The 17386-nt window shown below is 70.8% G+C and carries 14 protein-coding genes; 11 read left to right on the forward strand and 3 right to left on the reverse strand.

Annotated elements, in window-relative coordinates; all coding sequences use genetic code 11:
* The first annotated feature begins 71 nt into the window (after positions 1-71).
* Positions 72-1946, forward strand: coding sequence for a GAF domain-containing sensor histidine kinase (locus ACSMTC_RS19915; protein WP_436561056.1), 1875 nt, complete (start codon positions 72-74; stop codon positions 1944-1946).
* A gap of 35 nt (positions 1947-1981) precedes the next feature.
* Here the strand turns inward: ACSMTC_RS19915 and ACSMTC_RS19920 are convergent, their stop codons facing one another.
* The 3 genes from ACSMTC_RS19920 to ACSMTC_RS19930 all read right to left on the reverse strand — a co-directional run bounded on the left by ACSMTC_RS19920 (position 1982) and on the right by ACSMTC_RS19930 (position 4904).
* Positions 1982-2809, reverse strand: coding sequence for an HAD family hydrolase (locus ACSMTC_RS19920; RefSeq protein WP_436561057.1), 828 nt, complete (start codon positions 2807-2809; stop codon positions 1982-1984).
* A 110-nt stretch (positions 2810-2919) separates the two neighbouring features.
* Complete coding sequence (locus ACSMTC_RS19925; RefSeq protein ID WP_436561058.1) at positions 2920-3504, reverse strand: hypothetical protein; 585 nt, start codon at positions 3502-3504, stop codon at positions 2920-2922.
* 167 nt (positions 3505-3671) lie between these two features.
* A complete protein-coding gene (locus tag ACSMTC_RS19930) occupies positions 3672-4904 on the reverse strand; it encodes a serine hydrolase domain-containing protein (protein WP_436561059.1) in 1233 nt (410 codons plus the stop codon).
* Positions 4905-5442: 538 nt separating this feature from the next.
* Here ACSMTC_RS19930 and ACSMTC_RS19935 point away from each other — a divergent pair.
* The 10 genes from ACSMTC_RS19935 (at position 5443) to ACSMTC_RS19980 (ending at position 17385) form a co-directional block, all read left to right on the forward strand.
* Positions 5443-6000, forward strand: a complete 558-nt coding sequence (locus ACSMTC_RS19935) for a hypothetical protein (RefSeq protein WP_436561060.1) — start codon at positions 5443-5445, stop codon at positions 5998-6000.
* Positions 5997-9848 carry an RHS repeat-associated core domain-containing protein gene (locus ACSMTC_RS19940; RefSeq protein WP_436561061.1) on the forward strand — a complete coding sequence of 1284 codons (3852 nt, stop codon included), beginning with the start codon at positions 5997-5999 and terminating at the stop codon, positions 9846-9848. Before ACSMTC_RS19935 ends, ACSMTC_RS19940 begins: the two co-directional genes overlap by 4 nt.
* A 5-nt stretch (positions 9849-9853) precedes the next feature.
* The gene (locus ACSMTC_RS19945; RefSeq protein ID WP_436561062.1) at positions 9854-10303 is read left to right on the forward strand and encodes an SUKH-3 domain-containing protein; all 450 of its coding nucleotides are present in this window, start codon (positions 9854-9856) and stop codon (positions 10301-10303) included.
* Positions 10304-10373: 70 nt separating this feature from the next.
* Positions 10374-11261 carry an LLM class flavin-dependent oxidoreductase gene (locus tag ACSMTC_RS19950; protein ID WP_436561063.1) on the forward strand — a complete coding sequence of 296 codons (888 nt, stop codon included), beginning with the start codon at positions 10374-10376 and terminating at the stop codon, positions 11259-11261.
* A gap of 455 nt (positions 11262-11716) precedes the next feature.
* A complete protein-coding gene (locus ACSMTC_RS19955; protein ID WP_436561064.1) occupies positions 11717-12427 on the forward strand; it encodes a hypothetical protein in 711 nt (236 codons plus the stop codon).
* A gap of 79 nt (positions 12428-12506) precedes the next feature.
* Positions 12507-13400 carry a hypothetical protein gene (locus ACSMTC_RS19960; protein WP_436561065.1) on the forward strand — a complete coding sequence of 298 codons (894 nt, stop codon included), beginning with the start codon at positions 12507-12509 and terminating at the stop codon, positions 13398-13400.
* Positions 13397-14227, forward strand: coding sequence for a hypothetical protein (locus ACSMTC_RS19965; RefSeq protein ID WP_436561066.1), 831 nt, complete (start codon positions 13397-13399; stop codon positions 14225-14227). Before ACSMTC_RS19960 ends, ACSMTC_RS19965 begins: the two co-directional genes overlap by 4 nt.
* Complete coding sequence (locus ACSMTC_RS19970) at positions 14224-15288, forward strand: hypothetical protein (protein ID WP_436561067.1); 1065 nt, start codon at positions 14224-14226, stop codon at positions 15286-15288. The genes ACSMTC_RS19965 and ACSMTC_RS19970 overlap by 4 nt, the downstream gene beginning before the upstream one ends.
* Before the next feature lie 125 nt (positions 15289-15413).
* The gene (locus tag ACSMTC_RS19975) at positions 15414-16484 is read left to right on the forward strand and encodes an ABC transporter ATP-binding protein (protein WP_436561068.1); all 1071 of its coding nucleotides are present in this window, start codon (positions 15414-15416) and stop codon (positions 16482-16484) included.
* The gene (locus ACSMTC_RS19980) at positions 16468-17385 is read left to right on the forward strand and encodes an ABC transporter permease subunit (protein ID WP_436561069.1); all 918 of its coding nucleotides are present in this window, start codon (positions 16468-16470) and stop codon (positions 17383-17385) included. The genes ACSMTC_RS19975 and ACSMTC_RS19980 overlap by 17 nt, the downstream gene beginning before the upstream one ends.
* The last annotated feature ends 1 nt before the right edge of the window (position 17386 follow it).

Genomic DNA, 17386 nt, shown 5'->3' on the forward strand with positions numbered 1-17386 from the left:
CCGGTCAAACGCCGACACGCTGCTCGCCGCCTGAACGGCCTAATCAAACCCGGACAAACTAGGCTCTCAGCATGGAGAGCAGACCGGAGCGCCCCCAGTCGGACCGTCCCCAGCCGGGCCGTTCCGTTCCGGAGCGTCCCGTCCCGGGGTACTCCACTCCGGACCCCGCCGGGCCGCCGGCCTCCGACCAGGCCCCGCCCCGGGTGCCCGAGATCGCCTCACTCGGCCTGGACACCCTGGTCACCGAGGTCGCCGAACGCCTCCAGTCCGCGGCCGCCGTCACCGACCGGATGCAGCGGCTGCTGGAGGCCGTGGTCTCCGTCGGTGCCGGACTCGACCTGCACGCCACCCTCCACCGGATCGCCGCCGCAGCGGCCGAACTGGTCGACGCCAAGTACGTGGCGCTCGGCGTGATCTCCCCGCACGGCGACGGGCTCTCCGACTTCATCCACATCGGGATCGACGACGACACCGCCGACACGATCGGCCAACTCCCCACCGGACGCGGCATCCTGGGAGCCCTGATCGAACGTCCCGAACCGCTGCGGCTGGCCGACCTCGCCACCGACCCGCGCTCGGTCGGCTTCCCGCCGCGCCACCCGCCGATGACCTCCTTCCTCGGCGAGCCGATCCGGGTCAGGGACGAGGTCTTCGGCAACCTCTACCTGACCGAGAAGCAGAGCGGCAGTGGCGTCTTCACCCCCGAGGACGCCCAGGTGCTGAACGCCCTCGCCGCCGCCGCCGGGGTCGCCATCGAGAACGCCCGCCTCTACGAGGAGGGCCGCCGCCGCGAGCGCTGGATCGCCGGTGCCGCCGCCGTCTCCACCGCGCTGCTCTCCACCGACGAGGCCGAGGTCGCCCTCACCGTCGCCGCCGAGCAGGTGCGCGAACTGGCGGACGGCGCACTCGGCATGATCCTGCTGCCCACCGGCGACGGCCAGATGCGGGTGGCCCACGCCTCCGGCGAGGCGGCCGAGTACGTCCGGGGCGAGCTGCTGCCGGAGGGCAGCTTCGCCTCCCGGCTGCTGGCCGGTGAGGGCGTCTACCTGGACGACATGTCCACCGACCCCGATGTGGAGATCCGGCTGGCCCGCAACTTCGGTGCCTCGATGGCCGTTCCGATGATCGCGGCCGGACGGGTCCTCGGCGGCCTCTGCGTCTGGCGCAGCGTCGGCGCGCCCCCGTTCACCGAGACGGAGAAGCAGCTCGCCCAGACCTTCGCCTCGCAGTCCGCGCTGGCCCTGCGGCTGGCCGAGGGCCAGCGCGACCAGCAGCGCCTGGCCGTCTTCCAGGACCGCGACCGGATCGCCCGCGACCTCCACGACCTGGTGATCCAGCGGCTGTTCGCCACCGGCATGATGCTGGAGGGCGCGGCCCGGCGCGCGATCGTCCCCGAGGTGAAGACCGGCATCGGAAAGGCGGTGGACGAGCTCGACGCCACCATCCAGGAGGTCCGCACCACCATCTACGCCCTCCAGCACGACGACCACGGGGACGAACCCGACAACCTCAGGACACGGGTCCTGCGCGAGGGCAGCCAGGCCGCCGCCGCCCTCGGCTTCAAACCCTCGGTGGTCTTCACCGGGCCGGTGGAGAGCCTGGTCGGGGAGCAGACCGGACGCCAACTCCTCGCCGCACTGCGGGAGATGCTCTCCAACACGGCCCGGCACGCCCGGGCCTCCCGGGTCGGCGTGGAGATCGACGCCACCGTCCACCTCGACGCCGGGGGCCACCCGGTCTCCGGCGACCCCGAGTCGCTGGAACGGGCCGGCCGGCCGGGTGTACTGCTCACCGTCACCGACGACGGCGTCGGCATCCCGCACGGCGGGCGGCGCAGCGGACTGAGGAACCTCGCCCGGCGCGCCGAGAACCTCGGCGGCGCCGCCTGGCACGAGCCGGGGCCCGACGGCGAGGGCGCCCGGGTCCGCTGGTCCGCGAGGCTCTGACGGGCGGGCCCTGTTGCCGGTCGGTCCAAGGCGCCCTACGCCCGCCTGAGGAGCTCCTCGATCGCCACCGCCACCCCGTCGTGCTCATTGCTGACGGTGTGCTGCGCGACCGCCGCCAGTACCTCGGGATGGGCGTTGGCGACGGCGTACGAGGTCCCGGCCCAGGCCAGCATCTCCAGGTCGTTCGGCATGTCGCCGAAGGCCACCACCTCGGAGCGGTCGATCCCCTGCTCGCGGCACCAACTCGCCAGCGTGCTGGCCTTGGTGACGCCGGGCGCGCTGATCTCCAGCAGGGCGACCGGTGCCGAGCGGGTGATCTCGGCGAGGTGCCCGGCGGCCTGGCGGGCCTGGGTCAGGAAGGTATCCGGGTCGAGGTCGGAGTGCTTGGCGAGCACCTTGTACAGCCCGCGCACCGGGCCGTCCTGGGTCAGCAGCTCCTCGGCCCGGGCGACCGGCTGGGCGTCGTCGTCACCCCACATCCTGAGCTCGTACTCGGGCTCGCGGGCGAAGCCGTCCAGGTGCTCGAAGGCGAACGCGGTGCCCGGCAGCGCCTCGCGCAGCGCCGTGATCACGGTCAGCGCGTCCGGCGGGCTCAGCGGGAAGACCTCCACCATCTCGCCCCGCCGGACGTCGAAGACCGCTCCGCCGTTGGAGCAGATCGCCACCCCGTGGCCGCCGATGTGCGGGCTGATCTGCTGCATCCAGCGCGGGGGCCGTCCGGTCACGAACACCACCTGCACGCCCGCCCGCTCGGCCGCCGTCAGCGCGGCGGCCGTCCGTTCGGAGACGTTCCCGCTCGGGCAGAGCAGGGTGCCGTCGAGGTCGGTGGCGATCAGGCGGGGGCGTACGGGGTTGGTGGTCACCGCTCCATCTTCGCTCACCCGTCCGCCGTAGCCCCGTCCCCGGGCGGTTCCGCCCGGGGACGACGGGCCCGCCCCACCGGTCCGGCGTCCGGTGGGGCGGGCCCGAGGGGTCAGGAGTGCCAGATCTCCTTGATCTCGGTGATCTTCCCGTCGGCACCCTGCGTGATGTCGTAGACCGGGTGGGAGGAGCAGGTCTGCGGCGGCTTCACGTTCTGGCCGCCGTCCAGGCAGTCGCCGATGTGGTTCCACAGCTCACCGACCGCGACCGAGGTGTAGCCGGCCGCGCCGTTGGTCAGCTCGGCCTTGGCGTGCGGCGCGAAGAGGTACCTGGCCGCACTGCCGGTCGCCTCCCAGTGGCCGTCGTTGGGGTCGCAGGCGAACGTGGTCGCCTTGGCGAGCATGGTGTCCTGCTTGGGCTGCGCCACCGGCTGGACGATCTTGTGACCGGCCGGGAGCTTGGGCGTGGCGCAGTTCTCACCGGGGTCCCCGCCGGGATCCACGGTGGGAGCCTTCGAGGAGGCGCCGGCGGGTGCGGGCTGCGCCGCACCCGCGGCCGGGGCGGACGCCTGCGGCGCCGCGGCGGCCGCCGAGGAACCGCCCGAGCCGTTGCCCGAGGGGTCGTTGGGATCGCACCCGACCAGCCCGAGGGCGGCGACGGTGAGCACGGCGGCAGTGATCAGTCTGCGAGAGTCCATCACGAAGGTTTCCCCCATAGTTGCGACGCGGCGGTTCCGGGCCGAGCTGACGGCCAGACAGGCTATCCACCTTCCCCGGCACCCGCCCACCCAGCCCGCCCGCGCTCACCTCGCACTCACACCTCGTGCACACTCCGGGATCTGACGGCCGGTGGCCGAACGCGCGATCAGTGCCCGGCCGGCTTGAGGGCGGCCATCAGCAGGCGGCCGGAGATCGCGGTCGCACGGCCGTTGTTCAGGTCGGTGGTGGAGACCGAGAAGACGCCCTTCATGGACAGGTCGCGGGTGGCGAACATGCCGTTGGCGTAGCCGAGGTCGTGGCCCGTCTTGCCCCAGAGCGTGGTGCCGTCCGGCAGCGGGGTGGCCATCAGCCCGGCGCCGAAGCAGGCGGTACCCGGATTGCCGTTGCCGTCGGTGCAGTTGGAGTCGTCGAAGTACTTGAGCGTCTTGCCGTCGGCGCCCTCGGGCAGCCGGAACATCTCGTCCAGCTGGGCGGCGGGCAGCAGCCGGCCCTGGAACAGCGCGGTGATGAAGTGGTCCAGGTCGAGCGGGGTGGAGATCATGTTGGACGGGTTGCCGCCCTGCTCGCTGACGTCGACCGGCACGCCCGCGCTGTCGGTCAGGTAGCCGTGCAGATACGGCCGGGGCATCCGGGTGCTGTCCCCGGGCACCGAGGTCTGCGAGAGGTGCAGCGGCTTGATGATCCGCTCGGTGACCTCCTCCTTGAACGAGTTGCCGGTGATCTGCTCGATCAGCTTCCCGGCGATCCGGAAGCCCAGCGAGTTGTACTGCTGCGCGGTACCGGGCGCGAAGTTGGGGCCGGGCGCCGGGCGGCCGAGCGGGTGCAGGGTGTCCTGGATGACCTGGTCGAAGGTGCGGTACTCGGCCCGCTCGGCGATCAGCTCGTCCGCCGGGAGGGCCGGCGCGCCCTGGTCGACGTCCGGCAGGCCGCTGGTCATGTCGAGCAGCTCGCGCACGGTGACCGGCTGGAACGTGTCCTGCGGCAGCAGGCCCGGCATGTAGTGCTGGACGGTCTGGTCCAGATCGATCTTCCCCTCGGCGGCCAGCTGCAGGACCACGACGGTCTCGAAGGTCTTGGAGATGCTGCCGATGTGGAAGTGCGCGTTGGCCGGGACGCTCCGCCCGGTCACCGTGTCCCCGGACGACCCCTGCCACACCTGGCCGTCCTTGACCACCCGCGCGATGGCCCCCGCCGCTCCCTCCCCCGGCCGGGGCTGGATCGCCGCCTGCAGCGCCGCGACGTCCAGCGTCTGCTGCTGCCCGGCCCGCGCCGGGCCCCGCTCACTCGCCATCGCCTGTCCCCCGACCACGGCCGTGGTGCCGACCGCCGCCGCACAGGCCAGCCCCAGAGCCGAAACACGCCGTACGAGCTTGTCCACCGAAGACTCCACAATCCCTCGACACCGCCCACCGCGGTTCCTGCCCCCAAGCCTGTCCCGCCGCCCCGCCCCCACGGAACGGGTGATCGCCCTGACCGGACCCTGAACCGACCCTGACTGGTCATCAGGTATCCCGGGCCGCGATGGTGACCGAGCGGATGCGGCTCGGCACGCTGGTGACCTCGGTCAAGCCTCGTTCACCTATCGCATGCTGACCTGCGCCGACGTCTGCCGCAGCGGCTGAGATGCCTGCCCGCTTAGGGCGGCAGCGGTCCGGGCGCGCAATCCCTGGAACCGCACCCGTGGTGCGGCGTCCTGGGCTACGGTCGGCTGGAACGCGTGTGCGCCATCAGAGGGGGAGGGGGCACTGTGGCGATCGATCTGCCGGGTGAGGTGGTGTCGTTCCTGCAGTTCATCGGGGTGAACTGGCCTCAGGTGAACGAGGACAAGGTCCGTGAGTTCGCTTCGCACGTACGGGAGTTCGCGGACAACATCCAGAACGCCCACCAGGATTCCACGAACACGATCCAGCAGTTGGGTGAGGCGTATCAGGGGGGCGTCGTACGAGGCGTTGATCGCCAAGTGGGGCCAGCTGTCGGGCAGTCACATGCAGGAACTGGTGCAGGCGTGCCATGTGGTGGCGACCGCGCTGGACGCGGCGGCGGACGTGATCGTCGGGATGAAGGTCGAGGCGATAGGCGAACTCGTCGTGATGGCTGCCGCGTTCGTCGCGGACCAGGCGGCGGCGGTGTCGACGTTCGGTGCGGCGGAGGCGGCGCTGGTCCTGATCGAGGAGGGTGCCAAGAAGCTGGTCAACTACCTTGAGCAGCAGCTGGAGCAGTACATCATGGGCCAGGTGATCGAGGCCGCGGTGAATCCGCTGGTGGAGGTCGTGGGGAACGCGGTGAGCGGGCTGGTGTTCCAGGCTGCGGAGTCCGCCCTCGGGGTCTCCGGGGGCGGGGCGGCGGGGGCGGGTTTCCGGATCCACCCGGACATGGTCGAGCAGCATGCGGCGACCATGCAGCGGCACGCCGAGACGATCGCCGGGCATGCGGAAACGTTCCAGTCCAAGCTCGCAGGGGTGAGCTTCGAGTGAGCAACCAGATCGTCAAGGCGCTTGAACACGCGGCGGAGAAGATCGGCGCCACGCTCGCCAAGGACGCTGGCAAGGCCGTCAAGGACCTGTACCACTCGGCGGGCCAGAACCTGAAGAAGGTCGCCAATAACGTCCGCGAGGTCGAGGAGAAGCACGTCGCCGATCTCAGGAAACTCATGGAGGGCGGCAAGAAGGATGTGCCGCATCCGCGCTCGTCGGGCGGTGGTGGCAGGCATCGCGGCGGCCCACACCCCAAGGGCCGTGGCCGTGAGCAGGTTCGTAGTCCGCGTATCGAGGGACGGCGGCTCGACTCCCGCTGCGGCGGCGGCGAGCCCGTCGACATGGCGACGGGGCGGATGTACATCGACCAGGTCGATGTCTCCCTGCCCGGCTCCCTCCCGCTGGTGTTCACGCGTAACTTCGAGTCCGGCTATGCGGCGGGCCGCTGGATGGGGCCGAGGTGGGTGTGCACCTTCGACGAGCGACTGGAGATCGACGACGAGGGCATTGTCCACATCCGTGCCGACCGCATCACCCAGGCATACCCCCACCCCGAGCCGGGTGACCCGGTCTACGCCAGTGCCGGTGCCCGCTGGGAACTCGCTCTCACCGACAATGGCGACTACGCCCTCAAGGATCCCTCCACTGGTGTCGTCCGCGAGTTCGCCCTCCAGCCTGGTGCCGAGGAAGCCCTCCTCACCCAGGTGCGGGACCGCCACGGCCGCCGCTACACCCTTGCCTACGACGACGACGGCACCCCGCTCAGCATCACCCACTCCGGTGGCTACCGGCTTCTGGTCACCGTCGACGCAGGCCGCATCACAGCTTTACGCCTCGCCGGCGGCGCCGAGGGCGGCCACGACGCCCTCCTGATGCGCTACGGCTACACCGACGGGCATCTGAGCAGCGTCTACAACTCCTCCGGCAAGCCGATGCGCTTCATCAACGACGCATCGGGGCGGATCCTGTCCTGGATCGACCGCAACGACTCCCAATACCTCTACCAGTACGACCAGTTCGACCGCGTCATCGACGAGGGCGGCGCCGACGGCACCCTGCGCTTCCACTTCACCTACGGCACCCCCGACCCCGACACCGGCCTCAAACTCCACACCGAGACCAACGCCCTGGGCCACACCACCACCTACACGGTCAACGAACACGCCCAAGTCACCGCCATCACCGACCCGCTCGGCCACACCACCCACTACGAACGCGACGAGTACGACCGCCTGCTGGCAGAGACCGACCCGCTCGGTCGCACCACCCGCTACGAATACGACGGCGCTGGCGACCTGATATCCGTCACCGACCCGGATGGCGGGCGAAGCACTGCGGTCCTCAGCGACACGCTGGGTCTCCCCGTCCAGGTCACAGAGCCCGGCAATGCGCTGTGGATCAACACCTACGACGAGTTCGGCCGTCGAACTTCGCTCACCGACCCCGTCGGCGCCACCACGTCGTACGGCTACGACGACCTCGGCCACCTGGTGTCCGTGTCGAACGCGTTGGGCGGCACCACACAGGTGCGCCGCAATTCGGCCGGGCTCCCCGTGGAGGTCACGGACCCGGCCGGTGCGACGACCCGGTTCGAGCACGACGCGTTCGGGCGCTCCGTCGCGGTCACCGACCCACTTGGCCACACGACCCTGATGACCTGGACCGTCGAGGGGTACCTGAAGTCCCGTACGGCCCCCGACGGGACCGTCGAGAGCTGGCAGTACGACGGCGAGGGCAACCTCCGGTCGCACACCGATGCGCTCGGTCGGCTCAGCACCTTCGAGTACACCCACTTCGAGACGCTGGCCAGTGCCACTGGCCCCGACGGCGCTCGTTACGCCTTCACCTACGACGCCAACATGCAGCTGACCGGCGCGACCAATGCCGCAGGTCAGACGTGGGAGTACAGCTACGATGCGGCGGGGCGCCTGATCGCGGAGCACGACTTCGACGGACGCGGCGTCACCTACGAGCTCGACGCCGCCGGCCAGATCGTCTCTCGCGCCAACGCTATGGGCCAGCAGATTCGCTACGCGTACGATCTGCTCGGTCGCATCACTCACAAGGACACTGGATTCGGCGTCGTCGGCTACGAGTACGACCCTGCCGGGAACCTGATCCAGGCGAACGGCCCGGATGCCTCGGTGACACGCACGCTCGATGCGGTGGGCAACCTGCTCAGCGAATCGGTCAACGGACGTGTACTGGCGTACGACCGGGACGTCCTGGGGCGCCCGACGCGGCGAACGACACCCCAGGGACACGTCAGCAACTGGGCGTACGACACGGCGGGGCGGACCGCCACACTCACCGTCGCGGGCAGGACCATCGACTTCACGTACGACCCTGCCGGACGTGAGCAGCAACGGATGTACACCGAGAGCCTGGTCCTGACCAATACCTGGGGCCCCCGCAGCCGCCTCGCCCGCCAGAGCGCACGTGCGGTCTCCCAGCCTCAGGGCTCTGCCCTGCTGCAGCGGAGCTACGCCTACCGTGACGACGGCAACCTGGTGGCGATCGACGATCACCGCACTGGCAGGCGCACCTTCGCACTCGACCGGGCAGGCCGGGTCACCGGTGTCCAGGCCGACAACTGGACCGAGTTGTACAGCTACGACCAGGACGGCAACCTCGTCGAGGCGGACTGGCCGGGGACAAACAGCGCGCGGGCCGCGGTCGGTGAACGCCAGTACCAGGGAACCCGGCTCCAGTCCGCCGGCCGCGTCCGCTACGAGTACGACGCCGCAGGGCGCGTCACCCTCCGTCAGAGGGCCCGCCTGTCGAGGAAGCCGCACAACTGGCGGTACACCTGGGACGCCGAGGGTCGGCTCACCCAGGTCATCACTCCTGATGGCGCCCGGTGGCGTTACCTCTACGACCCGTTCGGGCGGCGGATCGCCAAGTACCGTCTGGGTCCTGACGGTTCGGCGGTCGAGGAGCGGGTCGAGTTCAGCTGGGACGGGGCGACGCTCGCCGAGCAGACCACATATGCGCCGTACTTGCCCGGTCCGTACACGCTCAGCTGGGACCACGAGGAGTTCCACCCCCTCGCCCAGACCGAGAAGATCACCATTCCAGATCCGGCCGGTGACGCGCAGGACCGGATCGACAGCAAGTTCTTCGCCATCGTCACCGACCTCGTGGGCGCCCCGACCGAACTGATCGACCCCAGCACGGACAGCATCGCCTGGTCTGCCACGAAGACCCTCTGGGGACACACCACGTGGCCGGCGGAGAGCCTCACGAACACTCCCCTGCGCTTTCCGGGCCAGTACTTCGACCCGGAGACCCGTCTCCACTACAACGTCAACAGGTACTACGACCCGGAGACGGCCCGCTACACCAGCCCCGATCCTCTGGGGCCGGCCGCCTCGGGAAATCCCTACGCCTACGTCCACAACCCGCACACCTGGTCCGATCCGTTGGGCCTGTCACCGCACCAGCACGACGACCTCCTCGACGCGGTGCATGCGCAGGCGGACGAGTCGAGCAAGGTGCGGCCGAACCGGAACACCCCGGGAACAGCCGAGGGCCTCAAGCTGCCCAATGGAAAGATCACGACGAGTCCCAGCATCAAGGGCGCCGCTCCGGTGCTGCATCCCGACGTACAAGCCATTCTCGACACGGTTCAGATTCCGGGGGACGGCCACGGCAAGTGCGGGCTCCCGACGCTGCTGACGGATGCTTTGAACAACGGCGATGATCCCACCGGATCCGCCGCGGCTGCTGTGATCATCCGCAGCAACAAGGAACACCCGAAGCACCGCCACCCGATCGGACCGTGCAAGAGCTGCCGACCGCTCAAGGACCACTACGATCTTGACTTCATTACCGATGACGGGATGTGAGTGGCATGAGTGCCCCGACGAGGTTCTCGGACGAGGTCGAGCGTGTCCTGCGGGCCGCCGGCTGGGAGCCCGGTAGGAACGTCAGCATCGAGCCTTGGCGCCGGATGTTCGAGGGCTCCAACCTACACATGCATGAGGCGGCCGAACACTTCCTCTCCGAGTTCGGTGGCCTGACCGTGAACCCCGACGGGCCCGGGATCTCCCGCGCACCCACGCAGTTCGAACTGGACCCGGGGCTGGCGGACGGGGAGGAAGAGCGGTTCTCCGAGTGGAGCGAGGAGATCGGCGAGACCATCGTGCCGATCGGTGAGTTGGACCGCGGGCGGTACTTCCTCGGCATCGACACCTCGGCGAGGATCTACATCGTCACCGACTGGGTCTCCTCGTTCGGGGAGATGCCCGAGGCGTTCGAGAAGCTGATTATCGGAATCGCCGCGACGGTGGTCCGCGAGTAGCGGTGCCGGGCAGGGCCCCGGTTGCCCAGCCAGCCGAGTGGCGGCCCTCCCGAGACGTAGGGTCGGGGGCATGCGCTTGAGTACCGTGATCCTTCCCATCCACCAGTGGGCCGAGGGACAGAAGATCTGGCGGCGGGCCGAGGAGCTCGGGTTCCACGCCGCGTACACCTATGACCACCTGTCGTGGCGGAGCTTCCGTGAGAAGCCGTGGTTCGGGGCGGTCCCGACGCTGGCGGCGGCCGCGATGGTGACCGAGCGGATGCGGCTCGGCACGCTGGTGACCTCGCCCAACTTCCGGCATCCGGTCACGCTGGCGAAGGAGCTGATGTCGCTCGACGACATCTCCGGCGGGCGGTTGACGGTGGGGATCGGGGCGGGCGGGCTCGGGTTCGACGCCACGGCGATGGGGCAGGAGGCCTGGTCGCCCAAGGAGCGGGCGGAGCGGTTCGGGGAGTTCCTGCCGCTGCTGGACCGGCTGCTGACCCAGGACGACACGACGCATCAGGGCACGTTCTACTCGGCGGTGGAGGTGCGGAACATCCCGGGCTGTGTGCAGCGGCCCCGGGTGCCCTTCTACGTGGCGGCCACCGGCCCGCGCGGGCTGCGGCTCGCGGCGGAGCACGGGCAGGGCTGGGTGACGTACGGCGACCCGAAGGGCCCGGCGCAGGTGCCGGTTGAGCAGGCGCCCGGCGTCATCAAGGCGCAGCTGGACAAGCTGGCGGCGGCCTGCGAGGCGCGGGGCCGGGACGTGGCCACGTTGGAGAAGGTGCTGCTGCAGGGGTCGACCGCGGAGAAGCCGCTGCAGTCGGTGGGCGCCTTCGTGGACTGGGCCGGGACGTACCGCGAACTCGGCATCACCGAGCTGGTCATCCACTGGCCGGTACCGGACTCGGTCTTCGAGAGCGACCTCACGGTCTTCGAGGAGATCGCCACCGAGGGTCTGGCGCAGCTGGGCTGAGCCCGGGCTGCGGGTACGGCGCCGGGGTGTCCGAGTGGCACCCCGGCGCCGTGCGGTACGCATGCGAGGGCTGGCGCGCGGTACGCGCCCTGTGGTGCGGGCCTGCTGCGGTGCGGGTCGCCATGGTGCGGCCCGTTGCGGTTCGATCACGAACGCGTCCGATTGATCGGCCAATGCGCCGACTGTCGGTATCCAACGTGTCGTTGGGGTGCTGGACGGCTTGATAATTTCGGCTGAACGCGTTGCGGCCGGTCCGCGCGGAGCAGGTGGGGGTGGCTCGACCGGGGACCGCGCGCGGCGTCATCCGTTCATGCTGGGGGGATCCCTTGTCCACATCCGACACCGTGCCGGCCGACAGGCCGCCGTCCGATCCGCCGGGGCCCGCGCCCGTATCCGCGCCCGTATCCGCGCCCGTATCCGCGCGCGGGCTGCCGCGCGCCGCGAGCATCGCGCTGGTGACGGCAGGCCTGCTCGCCGTGACCGCGGCCAGCGCCGCGGTCACCGTCGCCGTGGGCAGGCCGACGGCGCACCCGGCCGTAACGGCCGTCCGTCCCGCACCGTCGGTCACGGCCGCCGCCCCGAGCGCGAGCCGGGGCCCGAGCGCCGCCCCGAGTACGAGCGCAGCGCCGGTGCCCTCCCCGAGCAGCACCCTGCACGGCACGGTGAACGGCAGCACGCACGGCGGTGACATCCGCTACTTCCTGCTCCCGGTCCCCGACGGCGCCGAGCCCTACGGCCCGACCGACGGAACCGGGTTGAGCGTCAAGGACATCGCCGCCGAGTACAGCAACGCCGGCGACATCCCCGCCGTGCTGGACTCGTACGGCTACCAGGACGACGGTGCCACCCGCCGGTACCGTACGGCGGACGGCAAGCAGGAGGTCGAGGTCCGCCTGCTGCGCTTCAAGTCCCGTGCCATGGCCCAGGAGTTCGCGCGTTCGGAGACGTTCAAGAACGGCGAGAGCTTCGGCATCGACGGCGACGACTCGGCCCAGGGGTATCTGCTGAAACCGCGTCAGGAGGCCTGGACCGGGAACCTGGTGGGGGTCGGCTACGCCGGCGACATCGAGTACCAGGTCACCGTCTCCGTGAAGGGCACACCCGACAAGTCGCAGCTGATGGACGTGATGAAGCGGCAGCGCGAGCGGCTGTCCGCCGGTGGCTGAGCAGCCGCCGCCGCCCGGCGGCACCGGTTGCCCCGACTCCCTTCCGACACCGCGGCCGAACCGCCGCACTGGAGAGAACGTGATCACCCACGGGACCGAAGAGTCTCCCGAACCGCGTCAGGAGCAGAGCCGGGCGCAGGACCCGGCGGTCGAGTCCGACGACGCCGTCTCGTCCGGAGCGTCCACGCCCGAGCCGGCCGTCGAACCGGCGGTCGAGCCGGCCGCTGGTCCGGACACCGAGCCGGCCGCAGGACCGGACACCGAACCGGCCGCCGGGCCGAAGGCCGGGCGCCGTCCCCGTACCGTGCCGCTGCTGGTCGGTGCACTGCTGCTGGGCCCGCTGCTGGGCGCCGGTGTCGGTTACTCGATCCAGGCCGGCCGTCCCGCGACGCCGCTGCCGTCGCTGCACATCGCGGCCCCGGAGTACCCCGCCACCCCGCTGGACCCGGCCGCCGCCGCCGAGGCCGCGCCGAAGCCGCTCCCGATCGACGGCGACCTGCGCAAGCTGCTGATCAGCAAGCCCGACGGCGCGGACGACTGGGACAACTACGGTCACGGCGACGGGTCCGGCTGGCTCAGCGTCGGCTCGAAGGCCGGCTCGTACGGCCGCGCCGACACGGAGTTCAGGACCCTGGTCCACGAGGGCTTCCGCCGGGACGCGATGGTCGCCTGGACCAAGGGGGGCAACAACTACCGGGTCGAGCTGATCCAGTTCGACGCGGACCACGCCGACTCGGCGATCTCCTGGACCGCGGGGGAGTCCGGTAGCACGCTGGACGGCACGCTGCACGGCACCTACCGGGCGCGGACCGAGCCGAACCACTTCGCCGACAGCACCTCCACCTACTACTACGGGAGCGCGACGGCACGGCACGGCGACGTCGTGATGATGGTCAGCATCTACTCCCAGAGCCAGGTCTCCACCGACGAGCTCAAGGACATCGCCGAGCAGCAGTGGAAGCGGCTGATATGAGTGAGGCCACCGGCATGACCGGTACGGACGAGACCGCGGTGCGGGAGATCACGGCTCAGCAGCCCACCCCGGAAGGCGAGTCGAAGCCGGGACCGGCCCTGCGCGCGGGTGCGGCGGTGGTCGCAGCGGCGCTGCTCGGGGTCGGGATCGGCGTCGGCATCCTGAAGGTCCGGTACGGCGATCCGGCGCCGGAGGCCGCCGCCCGGGCCGCCGTGCCCACCACGGCGCCGAGCGCCTCGGCAGGGTCTTCCTACGGTGCGCAGTCCAACGGCACGCACTTCGGTTCGATGCGCGACCTGCTGCTGCCCGTGCCCGACGGATACCGGCTGGGTCCGGACGCCGGAGCGTACGGCAACGACACCGAACTGACGGATGACCAGCGCAAGGCGTGGGTCGACGACCAGATCAGGTCCCTGCCGGGCGGACTCCGGGACGATGTGCGCAAGGTGTGGCAGGACGCGCCGCTGAAGGGCGGCGGTGTCCGCAGCTACGCGGATGCCGGCGGCGGCGATTTCGTGATCACTGTCTGGCTGCTCCAGTACCACCAGGACGCGGTGAAGGCGGACAACGCCTTCGTGGGCGCGATGGCGTCGGACTCCGGGCTGTTCCGCGCGGGCCCGCAGGTGCCCGGCCACCAGGAGGCGCACTGCTACCTGCCGTCCGCGCCACCGGGCGACAAGCTCGACGCGCTGGTCTGCTCGGCGGCCGTGGGTGACCTCCGGGTCGAGGCGCAGGTGGAGGGTGTGGCGCCGCTGCCCAAGGACAAGGTCGTGACCCTCCTCCGCCGGCAACTCGACCGGCTCGCCCTGCCAGGAGCATCCGCATGACCGAGAGCACCCGACCCGACGCACCGGTCGAGCAGCCTGTCGAGCCGGCGGTGCCCGGCGCCGCTGCCGAGACGCCGTCGCCGACGCCCGCGCCCGCGGTGGCGCCCGAACCCGCGGTGGCGCCCGAACCCGAACCCGCGGCGGTGGGGAGCCCCGGGGACCTCTTTGCCAAGGCCGCCGCCGCCGAGGACGCCCGGAAGTCGCACCGTGCGACCGTACTGCGCTGGGGTGCCGCCGCGCTCCTGCTGCTGCTCTCGGGGACCGCGACGGGGGTGGCGGTCACGGGGCAGGCCAGGACCGACATCCCCGGCCTGCGGACCGCGAACGACGGGCGGTACGTGTTCCCGGCGCTGACGCTGCCTCCGCTGCCGTCCGGCAAGCCCGCGCCGGGCGCGGACAAGGGCAACCGTCGCCACTACGCGGACCTGCGCAGGCTGCTGCTGCCCGCCCCCAGGGGAGCGTCGGACGTGTCCGGTCCCCCGGACGCCCCCGCTCCGGCGAGCGCCGGGTCCTCAGCCAACTCCGCACCCTCCGCGAGCAGTTCACCAACCGCGAGTGCCAGCGCCGCCGCGAGCGCCAGCGCTGCCGCGAGCGCTGCCGCGTCCGCGCCCGCGCCCGCGGACGCCGGCTGGGCGAAGTGCTCGGAGTTCACGGATCGCTACAAGTCCCCGGCGCTGCCGGCCGCCGCGCTCGACGAGAACGCCTGCCGTGCCGCGACCAAGCGGGTCTGGACGGGGCCGGACGGCACCCGTACCGAGATCTGGCTGCTCTCCTTCGGCGCCGGCACCGATGCCGGCGAGTTCTACCACGACCTCGGTCTGAACGACCTCAAGGGCGTACCGGCGCTGACGGGCGATCCCGGGCGGATCGACGCGGGCTCGGACATGACGCCCAAGCTGTTCGCGACCAAGGAGACCGGCAGCACCGGGGACCCGGTCGGCCGGGAGGTCCTGTTCTTCGACGGCGAGGTGTTCGCCTCGATCGTGATGACCAATCCGAAGGGCGTCCCGCTGCGGGCGTTCCAGCAGGTGACGATCCTTCAGGAGGGCATGCTGCACTGACGCCTCACGACACCTGGGGCCCGACCCCTAGGGGATCGGGCCCCAGGTGTCATCCCACAGGCGCAGACGGGATTCGTCGTGCCAGCTCATATCGCGCGCGGCCGTCGCGCACTACGTTGGGAGACGTGTCCACTGTCATCAAGACGGACGGCCTCACCAAGAGGTTCCCCCGGGTCACCGCGCTCGACCAGCTCACCGTGGAGGTGCAGCCCGGGGTGGTCGGCCTGGTGGGGGCGAACGGTGCGGGCAAGTCCACACTGATCAAGATCCTGCTCGGGCTCTCCCCGGCGACTTCCGGTACCGGCCGGGTGCTCGGTCTGGACATCGCCACCGAGGGCCCGGCCATCCGTGAGCGGGTCGGCTACATGCCGGAGCACGACTGCCTGCCACCGGACGTCTCGGCCACCGAGTTCGTCGTCCACATGGCCAGGATGGCCGGTCTCCCCGCGGCCGCCGCCCGTGAGCGCACCGCCGACACGCTGCGGCACGTCGGGCTCTACGAAGAGCGCTACCGGCCGATGGGCGGCTACTCGACCGGTATGAAGCAGCGGGTGAAGCTCGCCCAGGCGCTGGTCCACGACCCGCAGTTGGTGCTGCTGGACGAGCCGACCAACGGTCTCGACCCGGTCGGCCGCGACGACATGCTGGCACTGATCCGCCGGGTGTACAGCGACTTCGGCATCTCCGTCCTGGTCACCACCCACCTGCTGGGCGAGCTGGAGCGCACCTGCGACCACCTGGTCGTGATCGACGGCGGCCGCCTGCTGCGCTCCTCGTCCACGGCCTCCTTCACCGAGGCCACCCAGCTGCTCGCGGTCGAGGTCACCGACCACCCGAGTGACCTCGGTTTCGACGCCGACGCGGCCGTGCGCGCCCGGCTCACCGAGGCAGGGCTCACCGTCTCGCCGGACGGCTCCAGGGTCCTGCTGGTCGAGATAAGGGACGACGACACCTACGACACGGTCCGCGACACCGTCGCCGACCTGGGGCTCGGCCTGGTCCGGCTGGAGCAGCGCCGGCACCGGGTCGCCGAGATCTTCACCGGCGGCGCCCCGGCCGGCGGCGCCCGCAGTGACGGCTCCGTCCACGACGGCTCCGTCCACGACGGCTCCGTCCACGACGACCCCCGAACCGATGCCGCCCGGACCGGAGCGGCACAAGAGGCAGGAGGTGCCCACGATGTCGCTGCCTCCTGAGGCCACGGCCGACCGGACGGCCGCCGCGGACAGCGGCGTGATCCACAACATCGGCTACCGCTCGTACCAGGGCCCGCGCCTGGGCCGCTCGTACGCCACCCGCTCGCTCTTCGTGCAGAGCCTGCGGGCCGCGTACGGTCTCGGGCGCTCGGGCAAGTCCAAGGTGCTGCCGATGCTGGTGCTCGGAGCCCTGACGGCGCCGGCCCTGGTGATCGTCGCCGTCGCGATCCTGCAGCACGGCAAGCGACTGCCGCTGGACTACCCGCAGTACCTGGCCAGCTTCACGATCTTCATCGAGATCTTCCTGGCCGCCCAGGCACCGGTGCTGATGTCCCGTGACCTGCGCTACCAGACGGTGCCGCTGTACTTCTCGCGACCGATCACCCGGGGCGACTACGTACGGGCCAAGTTCGGTGCGATGGTCGCGGCGATGACGCTCCTGATGGTGCTGCCGCTGGTGGTGCTCTACCTGGGCGCGGTCCTCGGCGGACTGCCATTCGGCCACAACACCGCCCACTTCCTCTACGGACTGGCGGCCGCCCTGCTGTACGCCGTGCTGTTCTCGGCACTCGGCCTGCTGATCGCCGCGAGCACTCCGCGCCGGGGCTTCGGCGTCGCCGCGATCATGGGCGTGCTGGCGATCAGCTCGATCATCGCTGGCATCGTCTTCGGCCTGGCGGGCGGGGTGAAGGACGTGGTGCCCGACTCCGCGCAGTGGTCCTCACTGCTCTCCCCGTCGATGCTGGTGAGCGGCCTGGTCAACCAGGTCTTCGGCCAGCCGGCCGGCTCGCGTGCGGCACACGCCCCCGGCGCGCTCGGCGTGGTGGTCTTCGCCGTCGAGATCGCCGTACTGGTGGTCGGTTCGTACTGGCTGATGCTCAGCCGCTACCGGAAGATCTGAG

The organism is Kitasatospora sp. HPM-01-4 (genome assembly GCF_051374625.1).
Taxonomy (GTDB): domain Bacteria; phylum Actinomycetota; class Actinomycetes; order Streptomycetales; family Streptomycetaceae; genus Kitasatospora.

Bases quoted from the DNA above. Each gene is read 5' to 3' on its own strand.
- ACSMTC_RS19915 (WP_436561056.1), top strand. From the start codon at position 72: ATGGAGAGCAGACCGGAGCGCCCCCAGTCGGACCGTCCCCAGCCGGGC.
- ACSMTC_RS19925 (WP_436561058.1), bottom strand. From the start codon at position 3,504: ATGGACTCTCGCAGACTGATCACTGCCGCCGTGCTCACCGTCGCCGCC.
- ACSMTC_RS19945 (WP_436561062.1), top strand. From the start codon at position 9,854: ATGAGTGCCCCGACGAGGTTCTCGGACGAGGTCGAGCGTGTCCTGCGG.
- ACSMTC_RS19950 (WP_436561063.1), top strand. From the start codon at position 10,374: ATGCGCTTGAGTACCGTGATCCTTCCCATCCACCAGTGGGCCGAGGGA.
- ACSMTC_RS19965 (WP_436561066.1), top strand. From the start codon at position 13,397: ATGAGTGAGGCCACCGGCATGACCGGTACGGACGAGACCGCGGTGCGG.
- ACSMTC_RS19970 (WP_436561067.1), top strand. From the start codon at position 14,224: ATGACCGAGAGCACCCGACCCGACGCACCGGTCGAGCAGCCTGTCGAG.
- ACSMTC_RS19980 (WP_436561069.1), top strand. From the start codon at position 16,468: ATGTCGCTGCCTCCTGAGGCCACGGCCGACCGGACGGCCGCCGCGGAC.